The following is a 14,431-nucleotide window of genomic DNA, read 5'->3' as shown; positions in this document are numbered from 1 at the left end:
CGCGTTGTGAGTCCACTCTAGGTCCCTGCCGCTCATGCCTTCAAAACCAGGACCATCAGAAACTGCCGCCACTGCCCTACCGGCCCATGGCGCGCTGCAGCACGCGTGCCAGCCGGACCTCGTCGATCTTCCAGAAGTCGCGCTGCACGCCGTCCACCAGGACCACCGGGATCTCTTCGGCGTAGCGCTCCCGCAGTTCAGGCTGGTTGTCCACCAGCTCTTCGCTCCAGGTAAGGCCCAATGAGGCAGTGACCCGGCCGACGGCGTCGCGCGCCTCCTCACAAAGGTGGCAGTCAGCTTTGGTGACCAGGACGACGCGGGGTGTAGCCATGGCTTAACGGTATCGCCGTTCCCGGCGTGAGGCTGACGCCGACGGCGGCGGGCCAGTGGATTGACTAGACTCAACTCCATGCCCCAGGAGAAATACGTCGCCGTAGTCACACGGCCGGTTGCTGCGCCGCAGCCCGGCGAGGCGGCGTTCTTCGATGTGGACAACACCCTGATGCGGGGTGCCAGCCTGTTCCATGTGGCCCGCAAGATGCACCAGCGGGGAGCCTTCACCCTGAGGCAGGCGGCGGGTATGGCCTGGAAGCAGTTCAAGTTTGTGGCCCGCGGCGAGAACATGGACGATGTCCATGCCGTCCGGGACTCGGCCCTGACCCTGGCCGTGGGCATCAGTGTGGATGACATCAAGGCGCTGGGCGAAGAAGTCTATGACGAGATGATCGCGTCCCGGATCTGGCCCGGCACCAAAGCGCTGGCGCAACAGCACCTGAGGGTGGGCCGCCGCGTCTGGCTGGTGACAGCCACCCCCATCGAAGTGGCCACCGTAATCTCCACCCGGCTGGGACTGACCGGAGCCCTGGGGACCGTGGGGGAGGTCTCGGACGGCCTGTACACCGGGCGGCTGGTGGGAGACATCCTGCACGGCTCGGCCAAGGCCGTGGCCGTGCAGGCCATCGCCGATGATGAGGGCCTGGACCTCAAGCGCTGCTGGGCCTACAGCGACTCCTACAACGACGTCCCGCTGCTGTCGCTGGTGGGCCATCCGGTGGCCATCAATCCGGACGCCAGGCTGCGCCGCCACGCCCGCGACCGCAACTGGCCGGTTTACGATTTCCGCGCAGGCCGCCGTGCCGCGACATTGGGACTCAAGGCGGCCACCTTCGGCGGGGCTATCTACGGCCTCTGGAAGGGCTTCGCCCGCATCCGCGGCCCGCGGGCATAATTCTTACCTCTTGCAGGCATAAACGAAATGCCCGCCGCCTTGGAAGGCGACGGGCATTTCCACGCTGCTTGAAGTATCGCTACTTCTTGTTGCGGCGCTGGTGACGGGTCTTGCGAAGCAGCTTGCGGTGCTTCTTCTTGGCCATACGCTTGCGACGCTTCTTAATAACTGAACCCACGAAAGTTCCTTACAAACTAGATGCAGTACCTGTCTGATGGAGAATGTCCGTGGACAAAGCTACGAACTGAACAACTGACAGATTCTTACAATGACGTAAAACGTTCCTTAACAGGGTACCGCTTATCGGGAGCCGCTCAGGACAGGCAGCCTCAGGCGGTTTCGGTGTGGCCTTCCACGACAGCACCCCTGAGGTACTGTTCGACGGCGTTTTCGGGGACCCGGTAGGAGCGGCCGAAGCGCACCGCCGGCATTTCGCCGGAGTGGACCAGCCGGTAAACAGTCATTTTGGAGACCCGCATGACCTCGGCTACTTCAGCCACGGTCAGGAACTTCGCGTTGGAGAAGTTCTGTTCTGCCGACATTTCCCTATTTTCCTTTGCTGACGGATGGACAACAGTGACCCCAGGTACGTGCCAATGCGGTGTTACGATGCTGAGCCATCCACCAACCACCTAAAAAGATACTCTAGATGTTCATGTGGCAGATGTGAAAGTAGTGCTTCCCCTATTTCAGCCCCTAATCTGACTGCCGCCGCTTCCGTGCCGATGCCGCCAGCTGCTCAAGGACGGACGCGGAAACGTCCCAGTCCATGCACGCATCCGTGACGCTTTGCCCGTACACCAGCTCCGCGCGTCCGGCCGCGTGCTCGGCAACATCCAGGTTTTGCGCGCCGCCCACCAGGAAGCTTTCCAGCATCACGCCGGCCACGGCCCGCGCGGCAGCCCCGCCCTGCTCCAGCTGGGCGCCAATCTCCAGGGCCACCTCAGCCTGCCGGTGGTGGCTCTTGCCGCTGTTGGCATGGCTGGCATCCACGATCAGCCGCGGGTTCAGCCCCTTGCCTGCCAGTTCACCGGAGGCGCGTTCCACATCGGCCGCTGAGTAGTTGGGTCCCTTGCGGCCGCCGCGCAGTATCACGTGGGTGTCCGGGTTTCCAGCCGTTGCCACCAGCGCAGCCCGGCCGTCGCCGTCGATCCCCAGGAAGGCCTGCGCCGCCGCCGCGGCACCGCATGCATCGATGGCCACCTGGAGGCCGCCGTCGGTCCCGTTCTTGAAGCCGATGGGCATGGACAGCCCGGACGCGAGCTGGCGGTGGATCTGGCTCTCGGTGGTGCGGGCACCGATGGCACCCCACGAGATCAGGTCCGCCATGTACTGGGGGCTGATCGGTTCCAGGAACTCCGTTGCCGTGGGGAGGCCCAGCGCGGTGACCTGCTGCAGGAACAGCCGGGCGGTGCGGAGGCCGGTGACCATGTCATGGGTGCCGTCCAGCCGTGGATCGTTGATCAGGCCCTTCCAGCCCACGGTGGTGCGCGGCTTTTCGAAGTACGTCCGCATGACGATCAGCAGGTCTTCCTTGTGCTTCTCCGCCTGGCTGACCAGCCGGCGGGCGTATTCCAGCCCTGCCTTGGGGTCGTGGATGGAGCAGGGACCCACGATGACCAGCAGGCGGTCGTCCACGCCGTCCATGATGGCGCGCACTTCATCGCGGCCGCGTTCGACGACGGCAGCGGCCCGGGCGTCCAGCGGCAGTTCCGCGAGGAGGTCGGAAGGAGTGGGCAGCGGAGTGAACTCGCTGACGCGCAGGTTGGACGTGGACTTGGTGTCGCTGGCGCGCTGGTTTGAGGTGGTTTGTGCCGGTGCTGTTGCGGTGCTCATGTTCGGGTCCTGTTCCAGATGGGAAGCGGGCCCGGATTTCAGAACCCGCCGGAGAAACGGCGAAGGGCAGAGAATAATCTCTGCCCTGTTGGCTCTGAAGGAATGCTGGATGCGTGTCAGTTAGACGCGGGCCCCTCCAGAGCCAACGAAAAATACGCATACCAACGGTTAGTCATGGAAAAGACCATAAACCCGGGCCGCCGCGGGAGCAAAATCAGCTTCCGTCACATTCCATCCCGGGCTTGTTCGCGGATCCGGACGCACAAGGTGCGGATCCGCGAACAAGCTTAGGCTTTACCGGCCCGCTGCCCGGGCTCAGCCGAGGAGTTTGCGGAGGTACTGGAGCTGCCGGATCCAGTGATGTTCCTGGCCGCCTTCATGGTTGTTGAACCGGTACACCTCGACCTCCTTGTCCGCCCCGCTGGCGGAGGAGGCGCCCGATCCGGAACCGTAGGCGTTGAAGCTGGCGAAAACGGTGGACGGCGGGCAGATGTCGTCCATCAGCGCCGCGGAGTACAGTGCCGGGGCGGTGGCGCGGCCGGCCAGGTTGACGCCGTCGAAGTAGTTGAGGACGGCAAGGGTGGACTCATAGCGGTCCCGGTGGCGTGCCAGGAACTGGGCAATCTCCGGGTACGGCCCGCGCGGGGTGATGTCGATGGCGCGGGGAAAGTCCTGGAGGAAGGGGACGTCGGGCAGCGCGGCGATGACGCCGTCGAGCCGTCCCGCGGTAAGCCCTGCCGTGGCCACCACCAGGCCGCCGCCCTGGCTGACTCCGGCCAGCACCACCTTGGACGGATCGACCGCGGGGTGGGCCTGGGCCGCCTCCACCGCCCGGAAGGCATCCACGTAGACCCGGCGGTAGTAGTAGTCCTCCCGGGCCGCGATGCCCCGGGTCATCAGGCCTGCGTGCGCCACATCCCCCGCCGAGGGGTGGGGATCCGCGGTGTGGCCCAGGGTGCCGCCGTACCCCTGGCCGCGGGTGTCCATGATGAAGTGCGCGTACCCGGCCTGCGCCCAGCGCGTGTCCTGGTTGACCAGGCCGCGGCCACCGGAATAGCCGATGTAGTTCACCACCACCGGTAGCCGGGCCCCCTCGTCCCGGTTGGCGGGAAGGTGCAGCCAGCCCTTGACCGGTGCCCCGCCGAAGCCGGCGAACGTGACGTCGAAGGTGTCGATCAGTGCCAGGTAGTTCTCCACCGGCTCAAACGCGGGGTTCAACGGGAAGGCACGGGCCTCCGCCAGGGTGGCATCCCAGAACGCATCCAGGTCTTCCGGCGGGGTGACGTCGGAGGTGTAGCTGCGGAGCTGGGCCAGGGGTAGGTCGAAGAGGGGCATCGTTGTCCGTCCTGCTTTCGGTTGTTGGCGCCCCAGCGGGACGCTCCTCTATTTCTAGCGCACGATGACGGCATCCCGCCGCCTGGGCCTGTGGACACCCAGGAGTTCAATTCCTGGCGGCGTTCAGTGTCAGCTCCTGGGGTTCGTACCGTCGAAGGTCCGTTCCGGCGGCGATGATTCCGCGCAGGAGTGGCAGGCCCCCGGTGGCAGCCCCGGCGGCGCGGGCCTGGATGAGCACGTTTCCCAGGGCGGTGGCTTCGACCGGACCGGCGATGACCGGGCGGCCGGTGGCGTTGGCGGTGAGCTGGCAGAGCAGGGTGTTCTGCGAGCCGCCGCCCACCACGTGCACCACGTCCACCTCACGGCCTGCCAGGCGTTCGGCCGTGGTGATGGTCCTGGCATAAGCAGCTGCGAGGCTGTCCATGATGCAGCGGGTGATCGCCGCAGGCTCGTTGGGCAGGACGTCCCCGGTTCGCCGGACTGCTGCCCGGATGCGCTCGGGCATATCGCCCGGGGCGATGAAGTAGGGGTCGTCGGCGTTGACCTGGGGACCGCCGGCAGGCAGGGCTGCGGCAGCGGAGAGCAGCGCGGCCAGGTCAGGCTGGAAACCCTCGCCCGCCCAGGTCCGCTGGCACTCGCTCAGGAGCCAGAGTCCGCCCACGTTGCGCAGGTAGCGGATGGTGCCGTCCACGCCGCGTTCGTTGGTGAAGTTCGCTTCCCGGCTGGCCTCGGTCAGGACGGGCTGCTGCAGCTCCAGCCCCACCAGGGACCAGGTGCCGGAGGAGATGTAGGCAAAGTTTTCGCCCTGCGCTGGGACTGCGGCGACGGCGGACGCAGTGTCGTGCGAACCTACCGCCACCACCGTGGTTTCACGCGGCAGTCCCAGGGCCGCGGCGATGTCCGGCAGGAGGTACCCGTAGGCTTCCCCGGGCTGGATCAGCGGCGGGAACAGGTCCTTCCGCAGCCCGAGCGCGGTGAAGAAATCGGTGGCCCACTCCCCCGCGACGGCATCGAACAGCCCTGTGGTGGAGGCGTTGGTGGCCTCGGTCCGGCGCACCCCGGTGAGCAGGAACGCGATCAGGTCCGGGATCAACAGGGCCTTCAGCCCGGCCAGGTTACGCTCGGCGGCCAGCTGGTAGATGGTGTTGAACTGGAGGAACTGCAGCCCGGTGGTCCGGTAGAGCCGTGCAGGGTCCAGCTTGGCGTGCACCGGCGCGACGGCGGCCCTGCTCCGGTCATCGCGGTAGCTGAAGGGCTGTGCCACCAGCTCGCCGGCCTTGTTCACCAGGCCGTAATCCACGGCCCACGTGTCGATGCCGATGCTGGCAATTGTTTCGCCCTGCGCCGCCGCCGCCGTAGCCGCGGCGCGGAGGCCCGCAAGGACCTCCGCGAACAGGGCGTCGAAGTCCCAGCGCAGGCCGCCGTCGAGCTCCACTACACCGTTGGGGAACCGGTGGACGGTCTCCAGCGATACCCCCGAGTCCGGGGAGACCCGGCCCAGCATGAGCCGCCCGGAGGAGGCACCGATGTCGACGGCGGCAAACACAGCCGCACTCATCGGAGGAAGGCTGCGGCTACTCCGGCGTCCACGGGGATGTGCAGGCCGGTGGTGTGGGACAGTTCGTTGCTGGTGAGGACGGCGGCCGCGTTGGCTACGTGCTCGGGCAGGACTTCACGTTTGAGCAGTGTGCGCTGGGCGTAGTATTCGCCCAGTTTCTCCTCGTCAACGCCATAGACCGCTGCGCGCTTGGCGCCCCAGCCGCCGGCGAAGATGCCGGAGCCGCGGACCACGCCGTCGGGGTTGATGCCGTTGACGCGGATGCCGTGCTCCCCCAGTTCGGCCGCGAGGAGCCGGACCTGGTGGGCCTGGTCTGCTTTGGTGGCGGAGTAGGCGATGTTGTTGGGGCCGGCGAACACGGAGTTCTTGGAGGAGATGTAGATGATGTCCCCGCCCAGGCCCTGGGCGATCATCACCCTGGCGGCGGCCTTGGCCACCAGGAAGGAGCCCTTGGCCATGACGTTGTGCTGCAGGTCCCAGTCTTTTTCGGTGGTTTCCAGCAGCGGCTTGGAGATGGACAGTCCGGCGTTGTTGACTACCAGGTCCACGCCGCCGAAGGCCAGCACGGCGGCGTCGATCGCCGCGGCGACCTGGGCTTCGTCGGTGACGTCGGCCTGGACGCCGACCGCGACATCCGGGCCGCCGAGTTCCTCAGCGACCTTCTGCGCGTTCTCCAGGTTCAGGTCGGCGATGACCACGCACGCGCCTTCCGCGGCGAGGCGCGTGGCGATGGCCTTGCCGATCCCGGATGCCGCGCCGGTCACCAGCGCAATGCGGGTGGCGTGCGACTTGGGCTTGGGCATCCGGGCCAGCTTGGCTTCCTCCAGCGCCCAGTATTCGATCCGGAACTTCTCGGATTCCCCGATGGGTGCGTAGGTGGAGATGGCCTCGGCGCCGCGCATGACGTTGATGGCATTGATGTAGAACTCGCCGGCAACCCGGGCGGTCTGTTTGTTGGCACCGAAGGAGAACATCCCCACGCCGGGCACGAGCACGATGGCCGGGTCGGCGCCGCGCAGCGCCGGCGAATCGGCATCCGCGTGGCGGTCGTAGTAGGCCTGGTAGTCCTCGCGGTAGCCGGCGTGGAGCTCCTGCAGCCGGGCAATCGAATCCTCAATGGAGGCGTCGGCCGGAAGGTCCAGGATCAGCGGCTTGACCTTGGTGCGCAGGAAGTGGTCCGGGCAGGAGGTGCCCAGGGTGCCCAGGCGCGGGTGCTCGGCGGCTTCGAGGAAGTCCAGGACGACGGCGTCGTCACTGAAGTGCCCCAGCTGCGGCTTGTCCGTGGAGGCCAGGCCGCGGATCACAGGTGCCAGGGCTGCGGCCTTGGCGCGGCGCTCAGCTTCCGGCAAGGCTGCATATCCGGGCAGCTTGGAGCCGAAGGGCTCGGCCGTGCCGTTCTCTGCGATGTACTTTTCGGCCTGTTCGATGATCCACAGGGAATTGGCTTCCGCTTCTTCGCTGGTAGCGCCCCAGGCGGTGATGCCGTGGCCGCCCAGGATGGTGCCGATGGCCTGCGGGTTGGCGTCCTTGATGGCGGCGATGTCCAAGCCCAGCTGGAATCCGGGACGGCGCCAGGGAACCCAGACCACCTTGTTGCCGAAGATCTTGGTGGTCAGTGCTTCCCCGTCAACGGCGGTGGCAATGGCGATGCCGGAGTCCGGGTGCAGGTGATCCACATGCGCGGCGTCCACCAAACCATGCATCGCCGTATCGATCGACGGAGCGGCGCCGCCCTTGCCGTGCAGGCAATAATCGAAAGCCGCCACCATCTCGTCTTCACGCTCAACACCCGGGTACACGTTCTTCAGGGCGGTCAACCGGTCCAACCGGAGCACCGCCAGGTTCTGTGCCTTCAGCGTGCCCAGGTCACCACCGGAACCCTTGACCCACAAAAGCTGTACATCCTCGCCCGTGACCGGGTCCTTCTCCGTGCCCTTGGCGGAGGTGTTGCCACCGGCGAAGTTGGTGTTCCGTTTGTCCGCACCCAGGCGGTTGGAACGGGAAATCAGGTCTTCAACAGTCTTGTTGCTCATGGCTGGTTATGCGCCCCATCCGGCTTGCTGGCCGCCAAGGCGGTCCTCGTTGATCTGTTTCTGGTAGCCGCTGGCCTTGAAGGCAGCGATCGGGTCCGCGGGCAGGCCGCGGGATTCACGCCACTCGGCAAGGACCGGGCGGACGTCGGTGTAGAACGCATCGTTGAAGATGCCGTTGGCGGCCAGCACATCGCCGGCGCGCTGCGCCTCGGCCAGCGCCGCGGTGTCCACCAGCAGGGCGCGGGCGGTCATTTCCTGGACGTTCAGGACGGAACGGATCTGGCCAGGAATCTTCTCCTCCAGGTTGTGGCACTGGTCCAGCATGAGGGCCACACCGGAATCCTTGCCGAAGCCGCCACCGCGGATCACCTCGCACATGATGCGGAAGAGCTGGAACGGGTCCGCAGCACCCACGATCAGGTCGTCGTCGGCATAGAAGCGCGAGTTGAAGTCGAAGGAACCCAGCTTGCCCAGGCGCAGCAGCTGCATCACGATGAACTCGATGTTGGTGCCCGGCGCGTGGTGGCCGGTGTCGAGGCAGACAAACGCCTTCTCACCCAGGGCCAGGGTCTGGGCGTAGGAAGTGCCCCAGTCCGGAACATCGGTGTGGTAGAAAGCCGGCTCAAAGAACTTGTACTCCAGTACCAGCCGCTGCCCATCCCCCAGGGCCGCGTAGATTTCCTGCAGGGACTCGGCCAGCCGGTCCTGGCGGCCGCGCATGTCGTCCTGGCCCGGGTAGTTGGTGCCGTCCGCCAGCCAGATCTTCAAGTCCTTCGAACCCGTGGCGTGCATGATGTCGATGCAGTCCAGGTGGTGGTCAATGGCCCGGCGGCGGACCGACTCGTTGGAGGAGGTCAGTGAACCGAATTTGTACTCATCATCCTGAAAGGTGTTGGAGTTGATGGTGCCCAGCCCCACCCCCAGTCCGGCGGCGTAATCCTTCAGTGCGGAGTAGTCGTCCACCTTGTCCCACGGGATATGCAGGGCCACGGTGGGAGCCAGCCCGGTCAACTCGTGGACCTTCGCGGCGTCGGCCAGCTTTTCCTGGACCGTCCGCGGCGTACCGGGTGTGCCAAACACCTTGAACCGCGTGCCTGAATTTCCATAAGCCCACGATGGGACCTCGATGGCAAGCTCCCCGAGCCTGCCCAGCGCCTTTGCTACGTCATTCATGATGGTTCTTTCCGGTGTCTGAGCGTCTGTCTGATGCGTTGTGGATGGGTGCCCCGCTGCTGGAGCCGTGCTGGTGGTGGTGCCCGACGGATTCGACGGCGGGCTGCCTGCTTCAGCCCGTCAGCCCGCCGAGGGCTGTGCGGCCAACTGGCTGTCAAGGTTGAAAACTTCTTCCAGGACCTGGAACCCTTCGTCGGGCGCCTGGCCGGAATCTGCAAAGAGGGTTGCCATTTCCGCCTGCCAACGGGCGTTGACTTCGGTCAGGGCCATGCGGGCGCGGACGGCGTCAAAGTCGTCGCACTCCACGTAGCCCACCAGGAGGCCGTCCTCCGCCAGGAAGAGGGAGTAGTTATGCCATCCCGCTTCCTTGAGCGCATGCAGCATCTCCGGCCACACCGCGGCGTGCCGGCGACGGTATTCATCGATCAGCGCCGGCTGCACCGAGGAACGGAAGCACACCCTCATTGGGACTCCTTTTTCAAACGTTGATCTTTGAATCGTTTCATTAATACGATTCAAAGTACTCTTGGACTTGAGCAGCTGTCAAGCAATGACAGGAACTTTTGATCTCCCGCACGGAACCTCCTGCAGCGGGCAAGTCAGCACGGAGAATCGATGAACCGCACAGCCAGTATCAAGGACGTGGCCAACCATGCAAGCGTGGCCGTGGGGACGGTGTCGAACGTCCTGAATTATCCGGACCGGGTGTCGGCACGGACCAAGGAACGGGTCCTGCGCGCCATCGATGAACTTGGCTTTGTCCGAAACGACGCCGCCCGGCAACTCCGCGCGGGCCACAGCCGCACCATCGGACTCATTGTCCTGGACGTCGGCAACCCCTTCTTCACCTCCGTGGTCCGCGCCGCCGAGGACGCTGCCGCACTGCAGGGAAGCGCCGTCCTGCTGGGCGACAGCGGCCACAACGCCGGCCGGGAGGCCAATTACATCGACCTCTTCCAGGAGCAGCGTGTCCAGGGCCTGTTGATTTCGCCGGTGGGGGACATCACGGAGCGGCTGGACCTCCTCCGCGAGCGCGGGGTGCCCACGGTACTGGTGGACCGGCTGGCTGACGAATCAAAGTTCAGTTCAGTCGCAGTGGATGACGACGCCGGCGGGTACCTCGCAGCCCGGCACCTGCTGGACACCGGCCGCCGCCGGCTCGCCTTCGTTGGCGGCCCCACCTCCATCCGGCAGGTGGCGGACCGCCTCCAGGGTGCCCGGCGGGCCGTGAAAGAGGAACCGGACGCCACGCTGGAGGTGCTGGATTCAAAGGGGCAGACGGTCCTTGCGGGACGCAGCGTGGGCGACATGCTGGTGCAGCGCGGCCGGGCGGACCTGCCGGACGGGATCTTCTGCGCCAACGATCTTCTGGCCCTGGGTGTCATGCAGTCACTGACCATGACGCATACGTTCCGCATTCCTGAGGACGTAGCCTTGATCGGCTACGACGACATCGATTTTGCCGTCTCCGCCGTGGTGCCGCTCTCCTCCATCCGCCAGCCCACCGAGCTGCTGGGCCGGACAGCCATCGAGCTGCTGGCCGAGGAAGTGGAGTCCCAGAACCCCGTCCACCGGTCAGTGGTCTTCACGCCTGAGCTTGTCATCCGGCAGAGCACGGCACCGACCGCCGGCTGACAACCCCACCGGCCAGGCTAGTTTCCGCCCTGCTGCAGCCACTTCATGGACTCATCCCGCGAAGTGAAAAAGCGGGTGGGGCAGGGTGGAATATGGACTCCCAGGAAGAAGTTGGCGATGATCCGGTCCACCGGACTTGCCCCGAGCAGCGCGATGCGGTTGGCCGCACATGGAATGGAGAAGACCGACCGCGCATCCCTGCTGACGGCCTCCGTGGTGGCCATATCCACCAGCATGGGGTAGCTGCCATCCCCGGCTATCCGGTTCACCGTCGCCATGGCCGCCTGCGCATCCTGGAGTTCTATCCGGACACGAGGTTCCCAAATGAGATGGATGATGCCATCGGTGCGCAATTCCACGGTGCCCTTGCCACCGTCGACCGTTACGGGCTCCATGACGCCGCCTCCCTCCAGTGGGCAGTTGCTGAACCCCTCTATCTTGCCCCACGCATGGACAGCCAGGCGCGCGCCACTCCCCGGACCACGGGCCTGCCCTCCGACGGGCTTGACTGATCAGCATGCTTACTAATAGGTTGGTCGACGTGCCCGTGGCCTGGATCACCAGTCAAACGCCACGTGTCGCGGCCCGTCGAGGCTGCATTTGAAATGAACTGCATTTGAAATAAACAGTTCCGCCGGGGTTCTCCATGGGGGCGGAGCCTCGGAGGATTCATTGCGCCGCCACCCGGCGCTGAAAGGATTTACCGAAAATGCGAACCAAGGTCTCAGCTTCAATCACCGCTCTCGCCCTCTCCGGCGCCATGCTCTTTGGCATGGCAGGCCCGGCCACGGCAGCAGCACCCGCGGCTCCTTCTGCCGCCTCCCAGTCATCAAAGGTTGCCGGCGTTACGGGCACCATCAACCAGACCATCGAGGGCGTAGGCAGCTTTGCGGGCTCCTTCACTCCCACCGGCTTCGATGCCCAGGACGGCCAGCTCATGGTGACCGGCCTGGTGCAGGGCACCTTCACCGACCTCGCCGGCAAGGCCACCCAGGTGAGCCAGACGGTAACCACAACCGCCGCTGCTGCACCCACCACCATGGCCGGCGGCGGCGGTGGCGGCTGCGACGTGGTGAACCTTGTCCTCGGCCCGCTTCACCTCGATGTCCTGGGACTCAACGTCGACCTGAACCAGGTGGTATTGGACATCGTGGCGCAGTCCGGCGCAGGCAAGCTGGTGGGCAACCTCCTGTGCGCCATCACCGGACTCCTGGACGGCGGGACCGGCCTGAGCGGCCTGGCCAACCTGCTCAACCGGGTCCTGGGACTGTAGTCTGCCAGCACTCCAACAACCAGGTATTGCCAGGAGCGGGCGGCCCTTCGAGGCCGTCCGCTTTTGCGCTGTCCCCCCAAGTTTTGCGCTGTCCCTAAAGCCTCTCCACCACCAGGTTCCGGTAGGCAGCCCGGAGCGGAGCCATCTGCCGGAACCCGATCCGGCCGCCGCCAAGCACCCTTCCCGAGGGATCGTCCCACTCAAAGAGGAGCAGGCCGTTGATGGAGAATGCCACCCGGGGCCCGTCCTTCACCACCTCCAGCCGGTAGAAGCCGGCGGCATCCTCCGCGGGCGGCAACGGGTCCGCACCCTGCGCCACCAGCTCAAATCCCGCGCTCTTGCGCAGGTTGCAGGTACGGAAGGCACGCTCGGACGGGTGCTTGTGCCGGAAGTAGGAGACGTGCAGGGTGTTGATGTCGCCGGAGTGGTACTGGGGATAGAAGCCCGTCCGGGGCGCAAGGGCCGGGCTGAACAGGTCCAGCCCGGCCTGTCCTGTGGCTGCAAGGAACAGCATGGCCAAGCCGGGCTCCGCGAGCGGCCGGAAGTCCCAGCTGATGCGGATGCCGTCCGGGAAGTCCCGGGGGCACCAGACCGTCCAATGCGCGTGGTCGCCGAACTCCTGGTCGTCCAGTGCGCCGGACAGCTCCAGGGCTCCTTCATGGCTCCCCATCCGCAGCGGCCCTTCCGCCACCCAACCGGCCACGTCATCCGGTCCTGCCAGCGGGTTGCTGTAGAGGATGCCCGTCTCCAAGCCCGTCGTGCCCACCTAGCCGCGTCCCGCCGTCGTACTTAACTCTTTGGTGCCGGCCGCGCCGTATCCCAGCGAACCAAGCTGCCGGGCCACTTCCCCCGCCACCAACGCAGCCCCGGACTGGGAAAAATGGGTGTTGTCCGCCAGGCCGGCAGGCCAATGTGCGTGCTCCCCGGGCCCGAAGTGGCAAAAGAGCTCCCGGGATCTGTCCGGCCCCAGCCGGCGGTACAGGCGCCGGGTCCAGGCATTCAGGTCCACGACGGGGACCGCCAGCTCCAGGCCGAGTTCGCGGACCACCTCCGGATAGTCCTCCAGGCTTTCCGCCAGGACAGCGTCCGACGACGGCGCGTCCAGGAAGTGCCGCCGCTCCACGGAGGTGCACAGCACCGCAGCCGCGCCCCGGTCCCGGACCTCCCCCACCATGGCGCGCAGGTTGGCCGCGTAGCCGGTCCGGGCGGCCAGGTGCTGCTTCTTCTGGTCGTTGTGGCCGAACTGGATGAGCACCGCGTCGCCTTCACCGGCCTCCGCCAGCAGCGCCGCCCACAGCCCGTCATCGCGGAAGGACTCCGTGCTGGCCCCGCCCTTGGCGAAGTTGTGGACCGCTCCCCACCTGTACGTGAGCGGAGGCAGGTGTGCACCCCAGCCGCTCATGGGGAACTCATGGGTGGGACAGTTGGCCACGGTGGAATCTCCGGCCAGCAGGATCTTCATGGTGTCTTTCCTCAACGGGCGGATCAGCCTTTCACGGAACCGATGAGCATGCCCTTGGCGAAGTGCTTTTGCAGGAACGGATAGAAAATAAGGATGGGCAAAGTAGCCACGACGATCACGGCGAACTTGATGCCCTGTTCCGGCGGAATGTAGTTGGGGTCCACGTTGCCGGTTCCCAGCAGGTCCGAGGCGGCGGTGACCTGGCGGAGGTACATCTGGAGCGTCCACTTGGAGTTGTCGCTGAGGTAGAGCAGGGGCGACATGAAGTCATTCCAGATGCCCACGGCGTAGAACAGCGCGAACGTTGCCAGGACCGGTTTGGACAGCGGCAGCAGGATCCGCCAGAGAATCCCAATCTCGGTGGCGCCGTCCATCTTGGCTGATTCCTCAAGCTCCGCGGGGAGTTCCTGGAAGAAGTTCTTGATAATGATCAGGCTGAACGGGTTGATGGCCGCGGGCAGGATCAGGGCCCAGTAGGTGTTGAGCAGGCCCAGGTCCTTGACCAGCAGGAAGGTAGGGATCATGCCGCCGGAGAAGACCATTGCGAAAACCACCAGGGACAGGATGACGTTCCTGCCGCGGAGGGTTTTCTTGGCCAGCGGGTAGGCCATGGTCACGGTGAAGGCCAGCTGGACCAGGGTGCCCACCGCGGTGACCAGGATGGTGGTCACCAGAGCGCGGATGAACGCCGGGGTGGCAAAGATGTATTCGTAGGAGCCCAGGGTGAACTGCTCCGGCCACACGAAAAAGGCCCGGCGGGTGATCTCGGCTTCGTTGGCGAAGGACCCGGCGAAGACGTAGACGAACGGCAACAGCGTGATGATGCCGATCAGGGACAGGAAGACGTAGTTGACGGCATCGAAGACGCGGCCGCCGCGGGTGTTGTGGATTTTCATGG

General features: G+C 65.7%; 17 protein-coding genes. 4 read left to right on the top strand and 13 right to left on the bottom strand.

Annotated features, from left to right (window positions below):
• Positions 1-76 precede the first annotated feature (76 nt).
• Positions 77-331, bottom strand: coding sequence for a glutaredoxin family protein (locus AC6JAM_RS12580; RefSeq protein ID WP_018768900.1), 255 nt, complete (start codon positions 329-331; stop codon positions 77-79).
• A gap of 78 nt (positions 332-409) precedes the next feature.
• Here AC6JAM_RS12580 and AC6JAM_RS12575 point away from each other — a divergent pair, with 78 nt between their 5' ends.
• Positions 410-1,228 (top strand): HAD family hydrolase, encoded by an 819-nt coding sequence (locus AC6JAM_RS12575; protein WP_018768901.1) that lies wholly within the window; start codon positions 410-412, stop codon positions 1,226-1,228.
• A gap of 79 nt (positions 1,229-1,307) precedes the next feature.
• Here the strand turns inward: AC6JAM_RS12575 and AC6JAM_RS12570 are convergent, their stop codons facing one another.
• From AC6JAM_RS12570 to AC6JAM_RS12535, 8 genes are all read right to left on the bottom strand, one after another.
• Positions 1,308-1,406, bottom strand: coding sequence for a 30S ribosomal protein bS22 (locus tag AC6JAM_RS12570; RefSeq protein WP_003792170.1), 99 nt, complete (start codon positions 1,404-1,406; stop codon positions 1,308-1,310).
• 151 nt (positions 1,407-1,557) lie between these two features.
• Positions 1,558-1,770 carry a helix-turn-helix domain-containing protein gene (locus tag AC6JAM_RS12565; RefSeq protein WP_018768902.1) on the bottom strand — a complete coding sequence of 71 codons (213 nt, stop codon included), beginning with the start codon at positions 1,768-1,770 and terminating at the stop codon, positions 1,558-1,560.
• 154 nt (positions 1,771-1,924) lie between these two features.
• Complete coding sequence (locus AC6JAM_RS12560; RefSeq protein WP_018768903.1) at positions 1,925-3,064, bottom strand: 3-deoxy-7-phosphoheptulonate synthase; 1,140 nt, start codon at positions 3,062-3,064, stop codon at positions 1,925-1,927.
• A gap of 315 nt (positions 3,065-3,379) precedes the next feature.
• Positions 3,380-4,399, bottom strand: coding sequence for an acetylxylan esterase (locus AC6JAM_RS12555; protein WP_497934792.1), 1,020 nt, complete (start codon positions 4,397-4,399; stop codon positions 3,380-3,382).
• A 106-nt stretch (positions 4,400-4,505) separates the two neighbouring features.
• Positions 4,506-5,957: a rhamnulokinase gene (locus tag AC6JAM_RS12550; protein WP_497934791.1), complete on the bottom strand. Its 1,452-nt coding sequence runs from the start codon at positions 5,955-5,957 to the stop codon at positions 4,506-4,508.
• Entirely contained in the window at positions 5,954-7,990 is a 2,037-nt protein-coding gene (locus AC6JAM_RS12545; protein ID WP_497934790.1) for a bifunctional aldolase/short-chain dehydrogenase, read from the bottom strand. Before AC6JAM_RS12545 ends, AC6JAM_RS12550 begins: the two co-directional genes overlap by 4 nt.
• Before the next feature lie 6 nt (positions 7,991-7,996).
• On the bottom strand, positions 7,997-9,163 hold the full coding sequence (rhaI, locus tag AC6JAM_RS12540; RefSeq protein ID WP_144601091.1) for an L-rhamnose isomerase: 1,167 nt from the start codon (positions 9,161-9,163) through the stop codon (positions 7,997-7,999).
• A gap of 120 nt (positions 9,164-9,283) precedes the next feature.
• Positions 9,284-9,628 carry an L-rhamnose mutarotase gene (locus tag AC6JAM_RS12535; RefSeq protein ID WP_018768908.1) on the bottom strand — a complete coding sequence of 115 codons (345 nt, stop codon included), beginning with the start codon at positions 9,626-9,628 and terminating at the stop codon, positions 9,284-9,286.
• Between the two features lie 150 nt (positions 9,629-9,778).
• Here AC6JAM_RS12535 and AC6JAM_RS12530 point away from each other — a divergent pair, with 150 nt between their 5' ends.
• Complete coding sequence (locus tag AC6JAM_RS12530) at positions 9,779-10,798, top strand: LacI family DNA-binding transcriptional regulator (RefSeq protein ID WP_223992627.1); 1,020 nt, start codon at positions 9,779-9,781, stop codon at positions 10,796-10,798.
• Positions 10,799-10,815: 17 nt separating this feature from the next.
• Here the strand turns inward: AC6JAM_RS12530 and AC6JAM_RS12525 are convergent, their stop codons facing one another.
• Positions 10,816-11,193 carry a DUF7793 family protein gene (locus tag AC6JAM_RS12525; protein ID WP_043424831.1) on the bottom strand — a complete coding sequence of 126 codons (378 nt, stop codon included), beginning with the start codon at positions 11,191-11,193 and terminating at the stop codon, positions 10,816-10,818.
• Here AC6JAM_RS12525 and AC6JAM_RS12520 point away from each other — a divergent pair.
• Together AC6JAM_RS12520 and AC6JAM_RS12515 are read left to right on the top strand one after the other, a co-directional pair.
• Entirely contained in the window at positions 11,128-11,310 is a 183-nt protein-coding gene (locus tag AC6JAM_RS12520) for a hypothetical protein (RefSeq protein WP_018768911.1), read from the top strand. The genes AC6JAM_RS12525 and AC6JAM_RS12520 overlap by 66 nt on opposite strands.
• Positions 11,311-11,507: 197 nt before the next feature.
• A complete protein-coding gene (locus AC6JAM_RS12515; protein WP_223992628.1) occupies positions 11,508-12,071 on the top strand; it encodes an ABC transporter substrate-binding protein in 564 nt (187 codons plus the stop codon).
• 94 nt (positions 12,072-12,165) lie between these two features.
• On the opposite strand, the gene AC6JAM_RS12510 is transcribed toward AC6JAM_RS12515, so the two are convergent.
• The 3 genes from AC6JAM_RS12510 to AC6JAM_RS12500 are packed head-to-tail and all read right to left on the bottom strand — an operon-like array spanning position 12,166 to position 14,429.
• Entirely contained in the window at positions 12,166-12,837 is a 672-nt protein-coding gene (locus AC6JAM_RS12510; protein WP_134164117.1) for a DUF1961 family protein, read from the bottom strand.
• Positions 12,838-13,533 (bottom strand): rhamnogalacturonan acetylesterase, encoded by a 696-nt coding sequence (locus AC6JAM_RS12505; protein ID WP_018768914.1) that lies wholly within the window; start codon positions 13,531-13,533, stop codon positions 12,838-12,840.
• A 23-nt stretch (positions 13,534-13,556) separates the two neighbouring features.
• Positions 13,557-14,429, bottom strand: a complete 873-nt coding sequence (locus tag AC6JAM_RS12500; protein ID WP_018768915.1) for a carbohydrate ABC transporter permease — start codon at positions 14,427-14,429, stop codon at positions 13,557-13,559.
• Positions 14,430-14,431: the final 2 nt, after the last annotated feature.

Source organism: Arthrobacter sp. GmRoot5-12, assembly GCF_059739365.1.
The sequence above is the reverse complement of the archived record's forward strand: the minus strand, read 5'-3'. Positions and strand labels throughout refer to the sequence as shown.